Source organism: Bradyrhizobium sp. GW821-FHT13H05, from assembly GCF_058804065.1.
Window position 1 is genome coordinate 673,268 of record NZ_JBXAPO010000003.1, and the last position, 14,304, is coordinate 687,571.

Below are 14,304 nucleotides of genomic sequence, written 5' to 3' on the forward strand. Positions count from 1 at the left end.
ACCGTCCACCGGCGACAGCTTCACCGTGCTCTGGCAATTCTACGGCAACACCTACGGCCTTGGCAGTATCAAGTTCGCCGACGGCACCGTTTGGGACCGGACTGCGATCACATCAAACGCGTGGATTCGCGGCACTTCCGGCAACGATTCGATCGGATTGCCTTCCGACGGTGTGACCGTCGACCCGGGCGCGGGCAACGACAGCCTCAGTGTCCGCGACAACGGCTCCGATACGATCGTTTTCTACAAAGGGGCCGGTCACGATACGCTCGACAATCCCAGCTCGGGCTATAACCGCGACGACACGCTGGTTCTGCTCGACATCAATCCCTGGGATGCCCAATTCACGCGCAGCGGCGATTCCATGACGATGACGGTCGCTTCGACCGGCGACTCGTTCCAGGCCTTCTTCCAGTTCTGGGGGAATGGCAGTCAGATCCAGGGCCTGACACACGTGCAGTTCGCCAATGGCGCCAACTGGAGCCGTTCCAACATCCTCGATGCAACGTCAACATTCACTTGGGCGGGGAGCACGGCCAACACCACGCTCACAGGCAATGACTATGGCTCGAACATCTTCCAGCTCGGCTCGGGGGCTGAGACGGCCTATGGCGGAGCGCGAAGCAATGTCTATCAAGTCACCACAAGCACCGGTCAGGCCCAGATCAACCTGTCATCTGCGACCGGTTCGAAGAATGAGATCGATGTCCTCGGTAACGTCACGGATGAGAACCTTTGGTTCGAGCAATCGGGCAACGACCTGAAGATCGATCTTCTTGGGACGAACACGAGTACCACGATTAGCAACTGGTTCTCGGGAAGTTCGGGCGCGCTCCAGGAGATCACCGCCGGCGGCCTCAAGATCGATAGTCAGATCTCGCAGCTCGTGCAGGCAATGGCGACGTATTCGGCAAATAATACAGGGTTCGATCCGACCAACCCGAGCATCCAGGCTCTGCCGAACGATGCCGTGCTCCAGAACGCGGTGGCCGCGTCATGGCATGCGTAAAGTCGACGATTAAGCCACGTCCTTTCGGGGCGTGGCGTCCCGACCGCAATATTCATCGCCCCCTGGTTTGGACTGGTGCGGGCGGCCGGACTCGAACCGGCACAGGCCTTGCGGCCCCACGGATTTTCTTACCACTTCGGCTTTCGCCGCCGCCCATCCGGCGTTCGTGGTCTGGACTATCCCTTCACCCTGGCGGGTGTCCGCTGTAGGTGCTGCCCGTCTAGTCTCTACACCTTCCCCCGGGCGGGGGCTTGGCTCGGGATTGCCAGTGAAGGTTTCCCCGACTTTGAGCAGTTCTGCTCCCAAGGTTTCCCCCAGGGCACTCAATGGCTTAAGTCCGATGCGTCTACCAGTTCCGCCACGCCCGCATCGGCTCATCTATACGGCGCAAATAGCCTAAGGCAAAGAGAATACAGGCGATTCCGCACACGGTTTGATCAGACTAGCGCAGGGTCTCCCAGCTTGCCTCGGCGGATTTCCGCCACGTCCTTCTTCGGAAGCCTCTTCTTGCGCACGTTGATGGCGCCGGCGTCCAGCACGTCCTTCAGGTGGACGGCGGAGTACTTCTCGATCATCTCCACACTGGTCCGGCAGCTCTTAGCCAGCATGTCAATGTCGGCACCCTCCGTCAGGCGGAAGCAGGATGTCGGTGTGTCGCAGGCTGTCAAGGAAGCGTGCCGCTTGATCCAACGAGATCAAACACTTAAGTCCATCACCGGCCGTCTGGAATTGGCGCCTTGCGGGCCGGGTGGGTGGTTCTTCCTTGAGCGAGCCGGCCGCACAAGGCAAAGCCTCAATCCGGACATCTGTTGCTGCTTTAGGCATTCTCAATCCACGGGGACTATTCATCCGATATGGCTGCTTCGCTTTTCTCACCGCTGCGCTGTTGCGGCGCGCTTGTTGTGCTGCTCGCGGGCGCGGGGCTGTCCGGCTGTGCCGGCTTGAGCGAGACGGTCGCCCCGGCGTTTGCCGATCCCGCGGCATACGAATTGTACGACTGCAAGCAGCTCGAGACCGAGCGCAAGTCGCTCGCCAACCGCACCGCCGAGTTGCAGAAGCTGATGGAGAAGGCCGAGACCGGGACCGGCGGTGCCGTCGTGTCCGAGCTTGCCTATCGCAACGACTACGTCGCGGTGCGCGGGCGGGCGCAGCTGGCCGATGACGCCTGGCGCCGCAATAGGTGCCGGGAGACGCCGCCGAATGCTGCGCCGGTGTCCTCGGCTCCGCAGCGGCCGGACATCAAGCCCGCCCCAAAATCAGGCGGCACCAATCACTGAGTCTATACGGCTGCGTTCGTCTCAGACGCGCCAGCCGTAGATCCAGTCCTGCCGCGCCAGCATGCGGTCCGGGCCGAGCGCGCGGATCGCAACGTCGCGCGCGATCGCGAGCGGCCCCTTGAGATGATAGATGCGGCCCTGCTGCCGCGCGGTCCGCTGCACACGGCGCACCCGCGCCTGTCGTGCACGGCCATATTGCTTCAGCGCCGCGGTGATATCAGCGGTGCTCTCGGTGGTCTCCAGGCTCAAATGCTGCGCCAGCACGGCGGCATCCTCGATCGCCATGCCGGCGCCTTGCGCGGCGAAGGGCAGCATCGCATGCACGGCGTCGCCGAGCAGCGCGACCGGGCCGTTGCTCCAGGGGCAGCCGTCGGGCACGCCGAACAGCGCCCATTTGCGCCAGCTGTCGACCGTGGACAGCATCATCCGCGCCGCCGGCGGCCAGCGCGGCGCGGCGAAGGCGTCCATCACCTCCAGCGCATCGCCCGGCGTGCTCCAGCCCGGCCTGTTCCAGGTGCCCGGCAGCACCGCGACCACGTTGATCTGGCGCCCACCCGCGATCGGATAGGCAACGAGATGGGCGTTCGGGCCCATCCAGAGCTGCACCCGCCGGGCGGTAAAATCCTTCGGCAATTGCGTGGCGTCGAGCGTGCCGCGCCAGGCGATCAGCCCGGAGAAGCGCGGCCGCACCTCGGGAAACAGATGCTGGCGGACCGTTGACCAGATGCCGTCGGCGCCGATCAGCGCGCTGGCGAGATCGCTGCGGCGGATCGTGCCGCTGCGATGGACCACCGTCAGTCCCTTGGCGTGAGGCGCGACGTCTTCGAAGGTTGCACCCAGCTTCAGGTCGATATCGGGATGGTCGGCAACGGCGCCGGCGAGGGCGGATTGCAAATCGGCGCGGTGCACGACCCAATAGGGGGCGCCGGCCCGCGCGGAGGCGGTGTCACCGAGCGGCATGCGCAGCAGTTCGCCGCCGGCCCGCGCGCTCATGATCGAGACCGCTTCCGGGACGACGGCACGCAGCTTGAGCCGTTCGGCAAGGCCAAGCTCGACCAGCACGCGGCTGGCATTGGGGGAGAGTTGCAGGCCGGCGCCGACGTCCTCGAGCCGCTCGGCCTTTTCCAGCACGACGATGCGGAAGCCACGGGCCGCAAGCGCAAGCGCGGCCGTCAGTCCACCGATGCCGGCTCCGGCGATGACAATCGTTCGGGAGAGCGCCACCCCTGACCGATGGACGCGGTCAGGCCACCTTGTCCTTCAGGACGCATTCCGGCGGACGGGCTTCGCCGGCCTTCAGGTCCGCCGCGAAGCGGTACAGCGTCGAGCAGTAGGGGCAGATGATCTCGTTGTCGTTGCCGAGGTCGAGGAAGACGTGCGGATGATCGAACGGAGGGTTGGCGCCCACGCACATGAACTCTTGCGAGCCGATCTCGATGACGGGCACGCCGGCATCGTTATGGAAGTGCGGGACGACATGGTCGGACATCGTAACTCATCCTGGAGTGGCAGTGGCGGCAGACACAATCAACGCTGACGCGGTATCTTTTGCGACGCCGCGGACCATACTGGGGGGTACGGGTGATTGCTAGTCCAGTGGAACCGAAAGGTCCGCATTGCCCCATGCTCATTTGCTCATGCAAATTCGACACAATCTTGCCGCCTGAGAGAAGCCCTTCTTTCGTCGGGGACGTTGTGTCGCAATTTGGGCATACTATGTCTGTGGACGAGCGCATTTGCGACGAAAGACGAATCATCAGGCGCAGGATCTCAAGGACCGTCCGGGCTTTCAGCATGAAGTGGCTGCGAATCAGCACAGCGTTGACCGGTATTGCCGCATGCAGCTTCCTGCTCGCGCAGGTAGCGCCGCAGGCCCGTGAAGCCGGCGCGATCCTCGCCGCCCAGGACGATCCGGCCGCGCTGTCCGAGCTCAGGCTCGACGCGCTGCTGCGGCAGAACGACCATCTGGTGCAGGACAATATCGAGGCAGCCCTCGCCGCGGGCGACGCCGATCTCGCCGACAGTTTTGTTGCGCTGGCGCGCGAGCGCAACATCGCGCTGTCCGACGACCTGCTCAATCGCGTGAGCGACGCGGTCAAGGACGAAAATTCCAGCTCGCACTTCGCCAAACGGTTTGCCACCGGACTCGTGACCGGTACCGCCGACGACGTCGCGAGCCTGTCCGGAACGGTGGCCGGCGATCTCTTCGTGATCGGCGACGTCAGGGACGTCGTGCGCGAGGGCAAGCACCTGGCGATGGGCGAGGAGACCGATCGCCTCGTGCTCGGCCTTGCAACTGCCGGCCTTGCGGTGACCGCCGTGACCTATGTGTCGGTCGGAGGCGCTGCGCCCGTGCGCGCCGGGCTGACCTTGGTCAAGGACGCCCGCAAGGTGGGGCGGCTCGGTGAGGGGCTTGCGGCATGGGCCGGCCGGTCCGCGCGCGAGGTGGTGGACGCGCCGATGCTTCAGAACGCGGTCGCCAAGGGTTCGGTGTTTCGCCCAGGCGAGACCGTGAGCGCGATCAAGGCAGCGTTCCGTGCGGAGAAGGCCGGTGCGCTGGTTCGGCTCGGCAAGGACGTGACGCGCGTTGCCGAGAAGACCGGCACGCGCGGCGCCATGGATACGTTGCGCATTGCCGAAGGCCCCAAGGACGTCGCGCGCGCGGCCCGGCTTGCGGAGGCGCAAGGCAGCAAGACCCGCGCGATCATGAAGCTGCTTGGTCGCGGCGCGCTGCTGCTGATTGGCGGCGCGTTCGATCTGGCGCTCTGGCTGTTCGGGGCGGCACTGACGCTGTTCGGCCTGTTATCCTCGATTAAAGCCACCACCGAGCGCCTGACGCAAGCCTGGTGCGATCGCAGACGGGCGCGGCGGCTGCGCCGGGCGCAAATCGCAGCCGAAGCCGCTCTGGCGGACGCGGCGCTGACCGCCTGAAGCGCGATCATCGCGCTTCAGGTTATAGTTTGAGCATGATCCTGCCGGAAAACCGCTGCACACTTTTCCGGATCATGCTCTAAGATCAACCTCTCCCCACAACGACTTGCGGAACTGATGATGCCGAGCTTTCACAACGGCGCCGTTGAAATTGCCTATCTCGACGAAGGCGAGGGCGATCCGATCATCCTGGTGCACGGTTTTGCCTCCAGCAAGAACGTGAACTGGGTCTATCCGACCTGGGTCTCGGAGCTGCGCAAGAACGGCCGCCGTGTGATTGCGCTCGACAATCGCGGCCACGGCGAAAGCGCAAAACTCTACGAACCCGCGCAATATTCCATTCCCACCATGGCCGGCGACGTGCTGGCGCTGATGGATCATCTCGCGATCCCGCAGGCCGACATCATGGGCTATTCGATGGGGGGCCGGATGACGGCCTGGCTCGCCCTGAACGAACCGCAGCGCCTGCGCTCGGCGATCCTCGGCGGCATCGGCATCGGCGGCCTGATCGAGGGCAGCGGACCCGGCGAGAACGTCGCCAAGGCACTGGAAGCGCCTTCGCTCGACGACGTCACCGATCCCGTCGGACGCACCTTTCGCGCGTTTGCCGATCAGACCCGCTCGGACCGCGTGGCGCTTGCCGCGTGCCTGCGCGGCACGCGCGAGCTGATGACGAAAGAGCAAGCTGCGCGCATCGACGTGCCCGTGCTGATCGCAGTCGGCTCGACCGACGACGTCGCGGGCTCTGCCAGCGCACTCGGCGCCATCATTCCGGGCTCCGAAGTGCTCGACATTCCGAACCGCGACCACATGCGCGCGGTCGGCGACAAGGTCTACAAGTCGGGCGTACTCGACTTCCTCTCACGCCGCGGCTGAGGTTCGTTGTCTGAGGCGATGAGGTCAGGGGGCGTCTACCCCTTCGGGGCAGCCATCCACTCCTTCAAGAATGCGCAGAAATCTGAAGTCTGCTAAGGGATTGGCGATCAGCGAAAAGTTTTCGGTCCGCTCCCATCAGCGGACGATGACTAATCGTCCGCAAGCGAACGGCGGTGGGTTAGCCAATAGTCATTCTGCCACGCCTCGTAGCCAAGCAACTCGCCAAACCGCCTTTCGCGGTTGTCGGACCAAGCTCCGGGCTCGCTCAGAAGCGTAAGCATTGCATCAACCCGCCACTCGTGGCCCGGTAAGGCGTAGAATAGCCTCCGGTATTTGAGCTGCGGCAGGTCAGGGCACGGTTCAATCACTTCGTGTCTTATCAGCCGGCCTACAGCAACATGCCTATCGAACAGCCGCCAATATCGAATACAGATGTCTGGCTCATCACCAACGACATCCATGAAATATGCGAGGGGCTTCGTCCCTCTCAGCATTAGGCCGAGTTCTCTGTTGGTGTGAACCAAATAGGGCAGCTGACGAAGCCATTCGCGGTGCATGTTCGGCATCTTGACTGCACATCGTTAATTTCCGCTAAGGGGCAAGAATATGAAGAGCTCAGCCCGAGCAAATCTTGTCCGCATGCCTCATAAGCGGACCAGGTGGAGCGATGCTGCCACTTCGCCGAAGGACCACTAACGGAGCAGTCGTGCTCTAGCCATTTGGAAGGCTTTTTGGTCGAAAGGCAGGTATGCTGCAATTTGCAAGGCAAGCCCTATACCCGTGAGATGGTTCTATGGACGCAAAATCAGCCGCACGATTTAAACAGCACGTAGAGCGGGCCATTGAGGAGATGTCCCTGGCGCTCACGCTCGCCAAAGACGCCTCTCCAACAGATGAGTTTCTGGGATTGAGGACATCGGTGGGCGATATCATCGCTCGGATAGACACCGTGCTTCAGGACAACATCTACAAAGATCATCCCGGTCTGGATGGCATGAAAGACTGACCCTCATCGGAAGATTTCCTGGCGCGAAAATGCCGTCCCGACTTAATGGTTGCTACGCGCTCGGGAAATTAACCGGCGGACGCAATTCGCTCGCGTACGCATTGCAGTGGATGGCCGTGCTGGTGTGCCAGCTCGGACACCTCTGTCATCTTGGCATCAGCGACGTCGTGGCGGTAGATGCCGCATGTACCGACACCCTTCTCATGAATCTCAAGCGTGATCCGCGTTGCTGTCTCACGGTCTTTGCCGAACACCCACTCCAATATGAAAATCACGAACTCCATCGGCGTCGCATCATCATTCAGAAGCTGTACCTCACTCAGCAGTTCCGAGACCATGTCGGAGCCGTTGTGAGGTTCGGTGTCCTTCGCCTCAATTCGTTTCGGCGCGGCGCGGTCACCATTCTGGTGCAAGACAAGTCCGTCGATCGCGCCCTCGAGATTACGCGTAAATGTCATGCTGATCCCGGCGACCTTGGCGAAAAACTCATTGGGCGCCCACGGAAAAATCGGGAACGCGCCTTGTCCTGTGGCCCGCGCATAAAGCCCGTTGTTAATCCGACGCAGGTACAGCAGGAAGTTCTCGGCCAACTCGTAGGTCCCGACATATTCATCAAGTGACGCACCGGGAAGGACGATTGCCTTATATGCCGGCGAAAGCGGTGCATCGGAATCCAGCGTGGCGAATCCCAGATCATCAGGATCCGCAAACGTATTGGTTAGAACGACAACTCCTCGTTTCCGATCAGCTGTGAAACCGAAAAAGCTTCGGTAGCCACCGGTTCCGCCGTTGTGCCAGACGATTCCCTTATCGGTCTTCGTCCACGCCAGGCCGACTTTCGCGGTGTCACCGCGCGGCTGTTGCGCGAAGTTCATCGCGGCGGCCAATACCGGCTCACCGATGCCCATGTTGGCCTTCAGATAGCGCAGCATGTCATGAGCCGTGGAACGGAGGGCGCCAGCTCCTGCCAATGCGCCCAGGTCCCAGTTCTTTACCACCTTGCCTTGGTCGTCGTGACCAGGAGCGAGATGAGCACGCATTGCGGCCGTGAACGCCGTGCCGGTCATTGTCATGCCGAGCGGTTTCAGAATGCTGTCGCTGATGAGTGCGTCATAGGTGGTGGCCCCGGACTGGGCAAGCGCATGGCCCAAGAGCCCATATCCCAGATTAGAATATTCGTACGAGGCCCCCGGATCGCGTGGGAGTTGGTATCCCGCAAGAAACACATTCATCTTCGCCGCGTCGTAGTCGGCATAGGGATTGGCTGGGTCCTGTGGCGTGAAGTTAGATGGCATTCGCGGTAAGCCTGACTGATGCGTGGCAAGGTCGCCGAGCGTAATGGCTCTGTCGTCGCGGGACGGGATTTTGAAGTCCGCCAAAAGTTCTGCCACCGGCGTGTCGAGCGTCAACCGGTCCGACAGGATTGCTTGCGCCAAGAGTGTAGCCGTGAAGGTCTTCGTGATCGAGCCGATTTCGTAGACTGTTTCGCCATCAGGCGCGTTGCCATCATCGAGTTTGCCGAAGGCCACAACCTCGCTCATGTCGCCATCCGCGATGGCGAACACGAGGGTCTGGTAAGTGCCTGCCTCAATCCGTTCCTGTGCTGCCTTTTCGACCCGCTTCGGCAGGAGTGCGATGTCCGCTGATGTGCTCTTCATGGAGCCTACCCCTATGGCGCAATGTCGTCGGATCGCGCAGCGCGACGACATGCTACTCTGGTTCTTTGCCGACGCGGGCAGGCTGTTGAGCGCCGAGTCATTTCTGGATGTTCCTTTTCGATGAAAGCGATCGCTGCTCGGGCGAAGCCAAGCGCGACGATGCTCACCCCAATCTCATCCCGCCTTGCCGTCATCCCCAAACCGCCGCCCCACCGCCATCAGCACCACGAAGGTCGCAACCCACACCATCCGCGCGCCGTAGCGGTCGTGCGGGCCGGAGATCACGGCGCAGATGAAGGCGTTGCCGAGCAGCGCCAGCGTCACGGTCGCCGCCAGCAAGGTCAAATCGTCGAGCCGGCGGCTCGCGAGAGCGTTGCCGAGCAGTGCGACCAGTGCCAGCATCGAGGCCAGCGCCACCGGCACGTGCAGCCAGTTGATCGCGGTGAAGTCGAGCTGCCAGTTCTGCTGCCGCGCCGCGCGCATCGGCGCGGCCTGGGCGGGGATGTAGCGCTCGATGATGCCGCGGGTGTGCGGGATCCAGCCATTGGTGCCTTCGCCGGTCGCCACATGCAGCAATTGCTGCCCCACCGCCCGCAGCGCCGCGCCGGCCTGCCAGGCCGGATAGTCGGCGAGCGATTGCACGACGATGGTGCCCATCTCGTCGTCCATGCCCTCGAAGCGGCCGAGCGTGTTGAACATGCTGTGGCCCCACAGGAACTCGTCGGCGGTCGCCGGCAATTGGTTGCGATAGGGACAGAGCTTGAAGTTCTCGCGCGGGCAGTGGTCATTGAGAAAGCGTGCGACGATGCCGTCCTGCATCATGCGGCCGAAGGCGACGCCGGTGCCGCCGGGTGTCCAGGCCCATTTGCCCGATAGCGCGTGGTTTGCCGACACCAGCATCAGGCCGCCCACCACAATGGTCAGGCTCGCCTGCGCCAGTCCGGCCAGCGGCAGGCGCGCGCCCAGGAATGGCCGCATCGTCCAGCCGGCGGCGCAAAGCCCGAGCAGCACCCCGAGCGTGGCGCTGTGGGTCGCGGCGGCAAAGGCGGTGAAGACGAACAGCGAGATTTTTTCGAGCGGTGATGTGCGCTGTGCCCCAACGACCAGGAGAAACAGCGACAGGATCGACAGCCCTGCGAAGATGTCGGTGAGCAGCATGCTCGCAAGCCAGGGCAGCGCAGTCGACAGGATCAGCAGCAGGCTGATCGCGACGAAGCGGAACGTCTGCATCATCGAGAGCACGCGCAAGGTGAGCTGGAGCAGCCACAACGTCGCCAGCGACTGGACCGCGAGATTGATCCAGAAACCAGAGCTCTCGCCATAATGCAGATAGAGGCCGAACACGGTGGAGCGGCTGGGGACGAGATAACCCTCGTACCAGCGCGCCAGATAACCGCCGGTATCCCATTGCAACAGCGGATAGCTGTTCCAGAGTGCCGGCGCGATCATCAGGAGGGGCAGAGCCAGAGCGGCGAGCCGCAGCCAGAAGGTATCAGCGGCGCGCGCGCGCAAATGGTCGGTGGTGGTGGTCAAATCCGCTCCGTCGTCGCTGGCGACCATGCCCGCAATAAGGGTTGGGGGAGAATTCACCAATAGTTTGACGCCGCCCGGCTTGAATTTGCCAAAAGCCTGACCATTTTTAGCCGACCTTGCCGCCTGGGGGCGTCAGAAGAAACTGTTGTGTTTCAACGTGTTGGCGTGCCCCCGCGGGGCAAGGTGCTGTTCACTCTCAGGCAAGCCCGTCAGGACTTTGTCGCCTAGACTGTGCTATAGAACCCGCAAAACGCGCTCATTCGAAAGAGCAGATCCCAGAGAGAAAATCCATGGCAGTGCATCAGGTCAATCCGGGAGGAAAGCTCGCCTCGCTCGATCCGATCTGGGATCGGATCCGCGGCGAAGCGGAGGACATCGTCCACCGCGAGCCCGAGCTTGCGACCTTCATCTATTCAACGGTGCTGCATCACAGCCGCCTGGAAGATTCGGTGGTCCATCGCGTTGCTGATCGCCTCGATCACGCCGCGCTGTCGGGCGATCTGGTGCGTCAGACCTTTGACGAGGCGCTGCGCGACGACCCCGATCTCGGCAACGCCTTCCGCGCCGATCTCGTCGCCGTCTACGACCGTGATCCCGCGACCTCGCGCTTCATCGATCCCTTGCTCTACTTCAAGGGTTTTCACGCCATCCAGACCCATCGCCTCGCGCACTGGCTCTGGCTGAAGGGCCGCAAGGACTTTGCGTATTATCTGCAGAGCCGCGCCTCCGCGGTGTTCCAGACCGACATCAATCCCGCCGCGCGCATCGGCCGCGGCATCTTTCTCGACCATGCCACCGGTTTCGTCTGCGGTGAAACCGCTGTCATCGAGGACGACGTCTCGATCCTGCACGGCGTCACGCTCGGTGGTACCGGCAAGGAGAACGAGGACCGTCATCCGAAGATCCGCCACGGCGTGCTGATCGGCGCCGGCGCAAAAATCCTCGGCAATATCGAGATCGGCCATTGCGCGCGCATCGCCGCCGGCTCGGTCGTGGTCAAGCCGGTGCCGCACAATGTCACGGTCGCGGGCGTGCCCGCCAAGATCGTCGGCGAGGCCGGCTGCGCCGAACCGTCGCGCACCATGGATCAGATGATCAACGCCATGGGGCTTTGACAAGGTGGGGCTTTGACAGGATGGGGCTTTGATAGGGGCTCTGAGCTTTTGACAGGGCCGGATTCCCCGGTCCTGGTCGTCCCCAAATTCTTTGGCAATTGATGCTGGCGGTTCGTCGCGTCTCGTCCTAAAACCCCGCCAACCCAGATTTCGATTGGAGACTTGCCGTGGACGTCAAGGAAGTAAGGAAGCTCGACGCGTATTTGAAGCGCGTATTCGGCAATCCCAAGATCCGCGTCGTGCCGCGGCCCAAGAAGGACGATTCTGCCGAGGTCTATATCGGCGAGGAGTTCATCGGCGTGCTGTTCGTCGACGACGAGGACGATGATCGTTCGTTCCAGTTCCAGATGGCGATCCTCGAAGACGATCTCGTCGATCAGGAATAGTGCGGCGATCGTGTCGCTCAACGGGGCCGCGCGCGCCGCGACCCCGTCATTCTATTTCCTTGCAAGAATGCGCAGCCGCGCCGTGGCATCGGCGACAGTGATGCCCTCTGCATCGACGAGGTCGGCTTGCACGACCATGTCGCGCTCCGTCCGCTCGATGACCCGTGCTCGCGCCGTGATCAGTCCGACCGTTGCGGGCTTCAGGAAGCGCGTATCGAGGCTCTTCGTGACCACGGTCAGCTCAGGCGATAACGCAGCGAGCGCGCAAATCCCGGTGGCGGAGTCCAGCATCGCTGCCAGAAATCCGCCCTGGATCGTCCCGTGCCTGTTGGTGAAAGCCGGCTGAGCCTGGAAGCGGATCAGCGCATGCCCGCTCTCGTCGAAGCCAAGCCATTCCCGCCCCAGCAACTGGGCACCGGGTGGGAGACCTGCTGCCGCATCGTTCAAGTCGATCGCCCCATCATGGCATCATGCTCCTGTTTTGCCCGACGGGTCAAGTCGAACTTCGAAAAATACGAAAATGCTCGATGCTGCCGAGGCTTGGCTACTGTGCATGGGGTTGTTTTCGATATTTTCGCGTCGACAGGCTCCAGCTCGTCCGGGCGCACCGATATCGCGACGGGGCGTAGAGACCGCACTCAGCCCTTCGGCCCGCGTAGCTGCGCCGTCAGCTTGTCCATCGCTTCCGCCGCGTCGCGCCATTGTGACAGCCAGCTGCGCGGAAAGCGGAAGGTGAGGTCGGCGCCGCCGACCCGGCGCTCGGAGAGGCACATGCCGGGCGTCGCCGTATCGCGCGTGCAGCGCGCGGTCAGCGCCGGGCTTGCCGCGGAATAGAGATCCTCGCTGCCGTAAGGCGTCTCGGCGCGGAACATCCGCATCGTCAGCCCGTCATCCGGACTGGTCGAGGCCTGGTCGAGATAGCGCGGATAGATCGTCGCAGTCCGCTGTTCGGGCGCGAGCGCATCGTGATGGGCCGCGATCGACAGGAAGATGCGGTCGATCGGCTGCATCGTCGTTTCCACCGCATCGGCGGTGACGTGTTTCGGCGCGCCGGGCGGCTCCAGCGAGGGATAGAGGAAGTCGAGGTCGATGCGCTCCTGCGGTCCGGAGTGCCGCTGGATCTTCATCCGGATCGCCGCCGCCGGCAGGTTGAACAGCGTGCCGCCGACGCTGACCGGCAGCTTGTCCGGTGCGCTCGCGCCGCCCGCGCCCCAGGTCGGCCACAACAGATAGGCGACCAGCGCGAGCGCACCCACCGCGGCCGCAGCGCCGAGCACGATCGGCACGACATGCGCCCGGGCGCGGGGAGAGCGAGGGGAGGCTGCCGAAAACACCGTCATGATTGAAGCGCGCGTGGAACCCGAAGTCGGCCGGTGGCCGACGAATCAGCGGCGAATATGCCATGCGGCGGCGAATTCGCGGAGCGTTCCCGGCTGCGGGGACCGGGGAGGGCCCTGCGCGGGCCGGGCGGCGGCGTTAACCTTCGCTTAAGGATAATGTAGCGTTAACCGGCACTTTTTGTCACAGGAAGGCTCCGGCGTTGCGTAAAGGCGGACCGTTCCGATGACACCTGAAGCTCTCAATACATTCTTCTCGATCTTCATTGGTTTCGCACTCGCGGGCGCACTCGTGAGCGGATACCAGGCGGTCGCACAGCGGCCGGCCGGCTTCGGCCTGTTGCAGGACGGCGTGGCGCCGAAGACCTTCGCGGCGGTGCCGTTCCTGGTGTTCGCCGCGCCCTTCATCATCATGCGCAACACGCTGCGCGGCATGCGGGTGGAAAGCCGCCGCGTCGAATTCGTGATGATGGCGACCGTCATCGCCGGCTTCTGGAGCATGATGAGCGGCACCTTCTTCCTGATGACGCTGCGCGCGACCGGCGTGCTGGGCTGATATCGCCTTCGAGGCCGCCCTTTGCTTCAGGGCCGCCGTTTCGCTATGGCTGAGTCAACCTGACAGGAGACCTCCATGGCGATCTACGAGCTCGACGGGCAGGCGCCCGATCTTCCCGCCGACGGCAATTACTTCATCGCGGAGACCGCCACCGTGATCGGCCGCGTGCGCCTGAAGCCGGGCGCGAGCGTCTGGTTCGGTGCCGTGCTGCGCGGCGACAATGAGTGGATCGAGATCGGCGAGGGCGCCAATGTGCAGGACGGCTCGACCTGCCATACCGACCTCGGCTTTCCCATGGTCATCGGCAGGAACTGCACCGTCGGCCACAACGTCATCTTGCACGGCTGCACCATCGAGGAGGGCGCGCTGATCGGCATGGGCTCGATCGTGATGAACGGCGCCAGGATCGGCCGCAACAGCATCGTCGGCGCCGGCTCGGTCATCACCGAAGGCAAGGAGTTCCCCGAACGCTCCCTGATCATCGGCTCGCCGGCGCGGGTGATCCGCACCCTCGATGACGCCCAGGTCCAGAAGATGGGGAGCGCGGCCAGGTTCTATGTCGCCAACGGCCCGCGCTTCACGAAGGGGTTGAAGCGGATCGGCTGAGACGCCGATGCCGC

Annotated in this window: 16 protein-coding genes and 1 pseudogene; 9 read left to right on the top strand and 8 right to left on the bottom strand. The window is 63.2% G+C overall.

Annotated elements, in window-relative coordinates; all coding sequences use genetic code 11:
- A partial coding sequence (locus AC1RR3_RS12030; protein WP_492822653.1) for a calcium-binding protein occupies nucleotides 1-1,009 on the top strand: 1,009 nt, incomplete at its 5' end.
- Nucleotides 1,010-1,446: 437 nt separating this feature from the next.
- On the opposite strand, the gene AC1RR3_RS12035 is transcribed toward AC1RR3_RS12030, so the two are convergent.
- Entirely contained in the window at nucleotides 1,447-1,617 is a 171-nt protein-coding gene (locus AC1RR3_RS12035) for a hypothetical protein (protein WP_492822655.1), read from the bottom strand.
- 246 nt (nucleotides 1,618-1,863) lie between these two features.
- Between AC1RR3_RS12035 and AC1RR3_RS12040 the strand changes: the two genes are divergently transcribed.
- On the top strand, nucleotides 1,864-2,286 hold the full coding sequence (locus tag AC1RR3_RS12040) for a twin-arginine translocation pathway signal (protein WP_492822657.1): 423 nt from the start codon (nucleotides 1,864-1,866) through the stop codon (nucleotides 2,284-2,286).
- A 21-nt stretch (nucleotides 2,287-2,307) separates the two neighbouring features.
- Here the strand turns inward: AC1RR3_RS12040 and AC1RR3_RS12045 are convergent, their stop codons facing one another.
- Nucleotides 2,308-3,510, bottom strand: a complete 1,203-nt coding sequence (locus AC1RR3_RS12045; protein ID WP_492822659.1) for an FAD-dependent monooxygenase — start codon at nucleotides 3,508-3,510, stop codon at nucleotides 2,308-2,310.
- 19 nt (nucleotides 3,511-3,529) lie between these two features.
- Nucleotides 3,530-3,775 carry a zinc-finger domain-containing protein gene (locus AC1RR3_RS12050; RefSeq protein WP_007602543.1) on the bottom strand — a complete coding sequence of 82 codons (246 nt, stop codon included), beginning with the start codon at nucleotides 3,773-3,775 and terminating at the stop codon, nucleotides 3,530-3,532.
- Between the two features lie 305 nt (nucleotides 3,776-4,080).
- On the opposite strand from AC1RR3_RS12050, the gene AC1RR3_RS12055 reads away from it, so the two are divergent.
- From AC1RR3_RS12055 to AC1RR3_RS12065, 3 genes are all read left to right on the top strand, one after another.
- Nucleotides 4,081-5,217 (top strand): hypothetical protein, encoded by a 1,137-nt coding sequence (locus tag AC1RR3_RS12055; protein ID WP_492822663.1) that lies wholly within the window; start codon nucleotides 4,081-4,083, stop codon nucleotides 5,215-5,217.
- Nucleotides 5,218-5,337: 120 nt separating this feature from the next.
- Nucleotides 5,338-6,093, top strand: a complete 756-nt coding sequence (locus tag AC1RR3_RS12060; protein ID WP_492822665.1) for an alpha/beta fold hydrolase — start codon at nucleotides 5,338-5,340, stop codon at nucleotides 6,091-6,093.
- A gap of 793 nt (nucleotides 6,094-6,886) precedes the next feature.
- Entirely contained in the window at nucleotides 6,887-7,099 is a 213-nt protein-coding gene (locus AC1RR3_RS12065; protein ID WP_492822667.1) for a hypothetical protein, read from the top strand.
- A gap of 68 nt (nucleotides 7,100-7,167) precedes the next feature.
- Here AC1RR3_RS12065 and AC1RR3_RS12070 read toward each other — a convergent pair whose 3' ends face one another.
- The 3 genes and pseudogenes from AC1RR3_RS12070 to AC1RR3_RS12080 form a co-directional block, all read right to left on the bottom strand.
- Nucleotides 7,168-7,476: an ATP-dependent Clp protease adaptor ClpS gene (locus AC1RR3_RS12070; protein ID WP_492823151.1), complete on the bottom strand. Its 309-nt coding sequence runs from the start codon at nucleotides 7,474-7,476 to the stop codon at nucleotides 7,168-7,170.
- A gap of 42 nt (nucleotides 7,477-7,518) precedes the next feature.
- Nucleotides 7,519-8,808, bottom strand: a pseudogene (locus AC1RR3_RS12075) (serine hydrolase); the annotation flags it as partial.
- A 123-nt stretch (nucleotides 8,809-8,931) separates the two neighbouring features.
- Nucleotides 8,932-10,290 carry a hypothetical protein gene (locus AC1RR3_RS12080; RefSeq protein WP_492822669.1) on the bottom strand — a complete coding sequence of 453 codons (1,359 nt, stop codon included), beginning with the start codon at nucleotides 10,288-10,290 and terminating at the stop codon, nucleotides 8,932-8,934.
- A 290-nt stretch (nucleotides 10,291-10,580) separates the two neighbouring features.
- On the opposite strand from AC1RR3_RS12080, the gene cysE reads away from it, so the two are divergent.
- Both cysE and AC1RR3_RS12090 read left to right on the top strand, forming a co-directional pair.
- Nucleotides 10,581-11,405, top strand: a complete 825-nt coding sequence (gene cysE, locus AC1RR3_RS12085; protein ID WP_008140033.1) for a serine O-acetyltransferase — start codon at nucleotides 10,581-10,583, stop codon at nucleotides 11,403-11,405.
- A gap of 167 nt (nucleotides 11,406-11,572) precedes the next feature.
- Nucleotides 11,573-11,791: a DUF3126 family protein gene (locus AC1RR3_RS12090; RefSeq protein ID WP_007602550.1), complete on the top strand. Its 219-nt coding sequence runs from the start codon at nucleotides 11,573-11,575 to the stop codon at nucleotides 11,789-11,791.
- A gap of 51 nt (nucleotides 11,792-11,842) precedes the next feature.
- On the opposite strand, the gene AC1RR3_RS12095 is transcribed toward AC1RR3_RS12090, so the two are convergent.
- Both AC1RR3_RS12095 and AC1RR3_RS12100 read right to left on the bottom strand, forming a co-directional pair.
- A complete protein-coding gene (locus AC1RR3_RS12095; protein WP_492822672.1) occupies nucleotides 11,843-12,238 on the bottom strand; it encodes a PaaI family thioesterase in 396 nt (131 codons plus the stop codon).
- Between the two features lie 191 nt (nucleotides 12,239-12,429).
- On the bottom strand, nucleotides 12,430-13,131 hold the full coding sequence (locus AC1RR3_RS12100) for a hypothetical protein (RefSeq protein WP_492822674.1): 702 nt from the start codon (nucleotides 13,129-13,131) through the stop codon (nucleotides 12,430-12,432).
- 223 nt (nucleotides 13,132-13,354) lie between these two features.
- Here AC1RR3_RS12100 and AC1RR3_RS12105 point away from each other — a divergent pair, with 223 nt between their 5' ends.
- Both AC1RR3_RS12105 and AC1RR3_RS12110 read left to right on the top strand, forming a co-directional pair.
- A complete protein-coding gene (locus tag AC1RR3_RS12105) occupies nucleotides 13,355-13,684 on the top strand; it encodes a DUF6949 family protein (RefSeq protein WP_492822676.1) in 330 nt (109 codons plus the stop codon).
- Between the two features lie 75 nt (nucleotides 13,685-13,759).
- Nucleotides 13,760-14,290: a gamma carbonic anhydrase family protein gene (locus AC1RR3_RS12110; protein ID WP_492822678.1), complete on the top strand. Its 531-nt coding sequence runs from the start codon at nucleotides 13,760-13,762 to the stop codon at nucleotides 14,288-14,290.
- The last annotated feature ends 14 nt before the right edge of the window (nucleotides 14,291-14,304 follow it).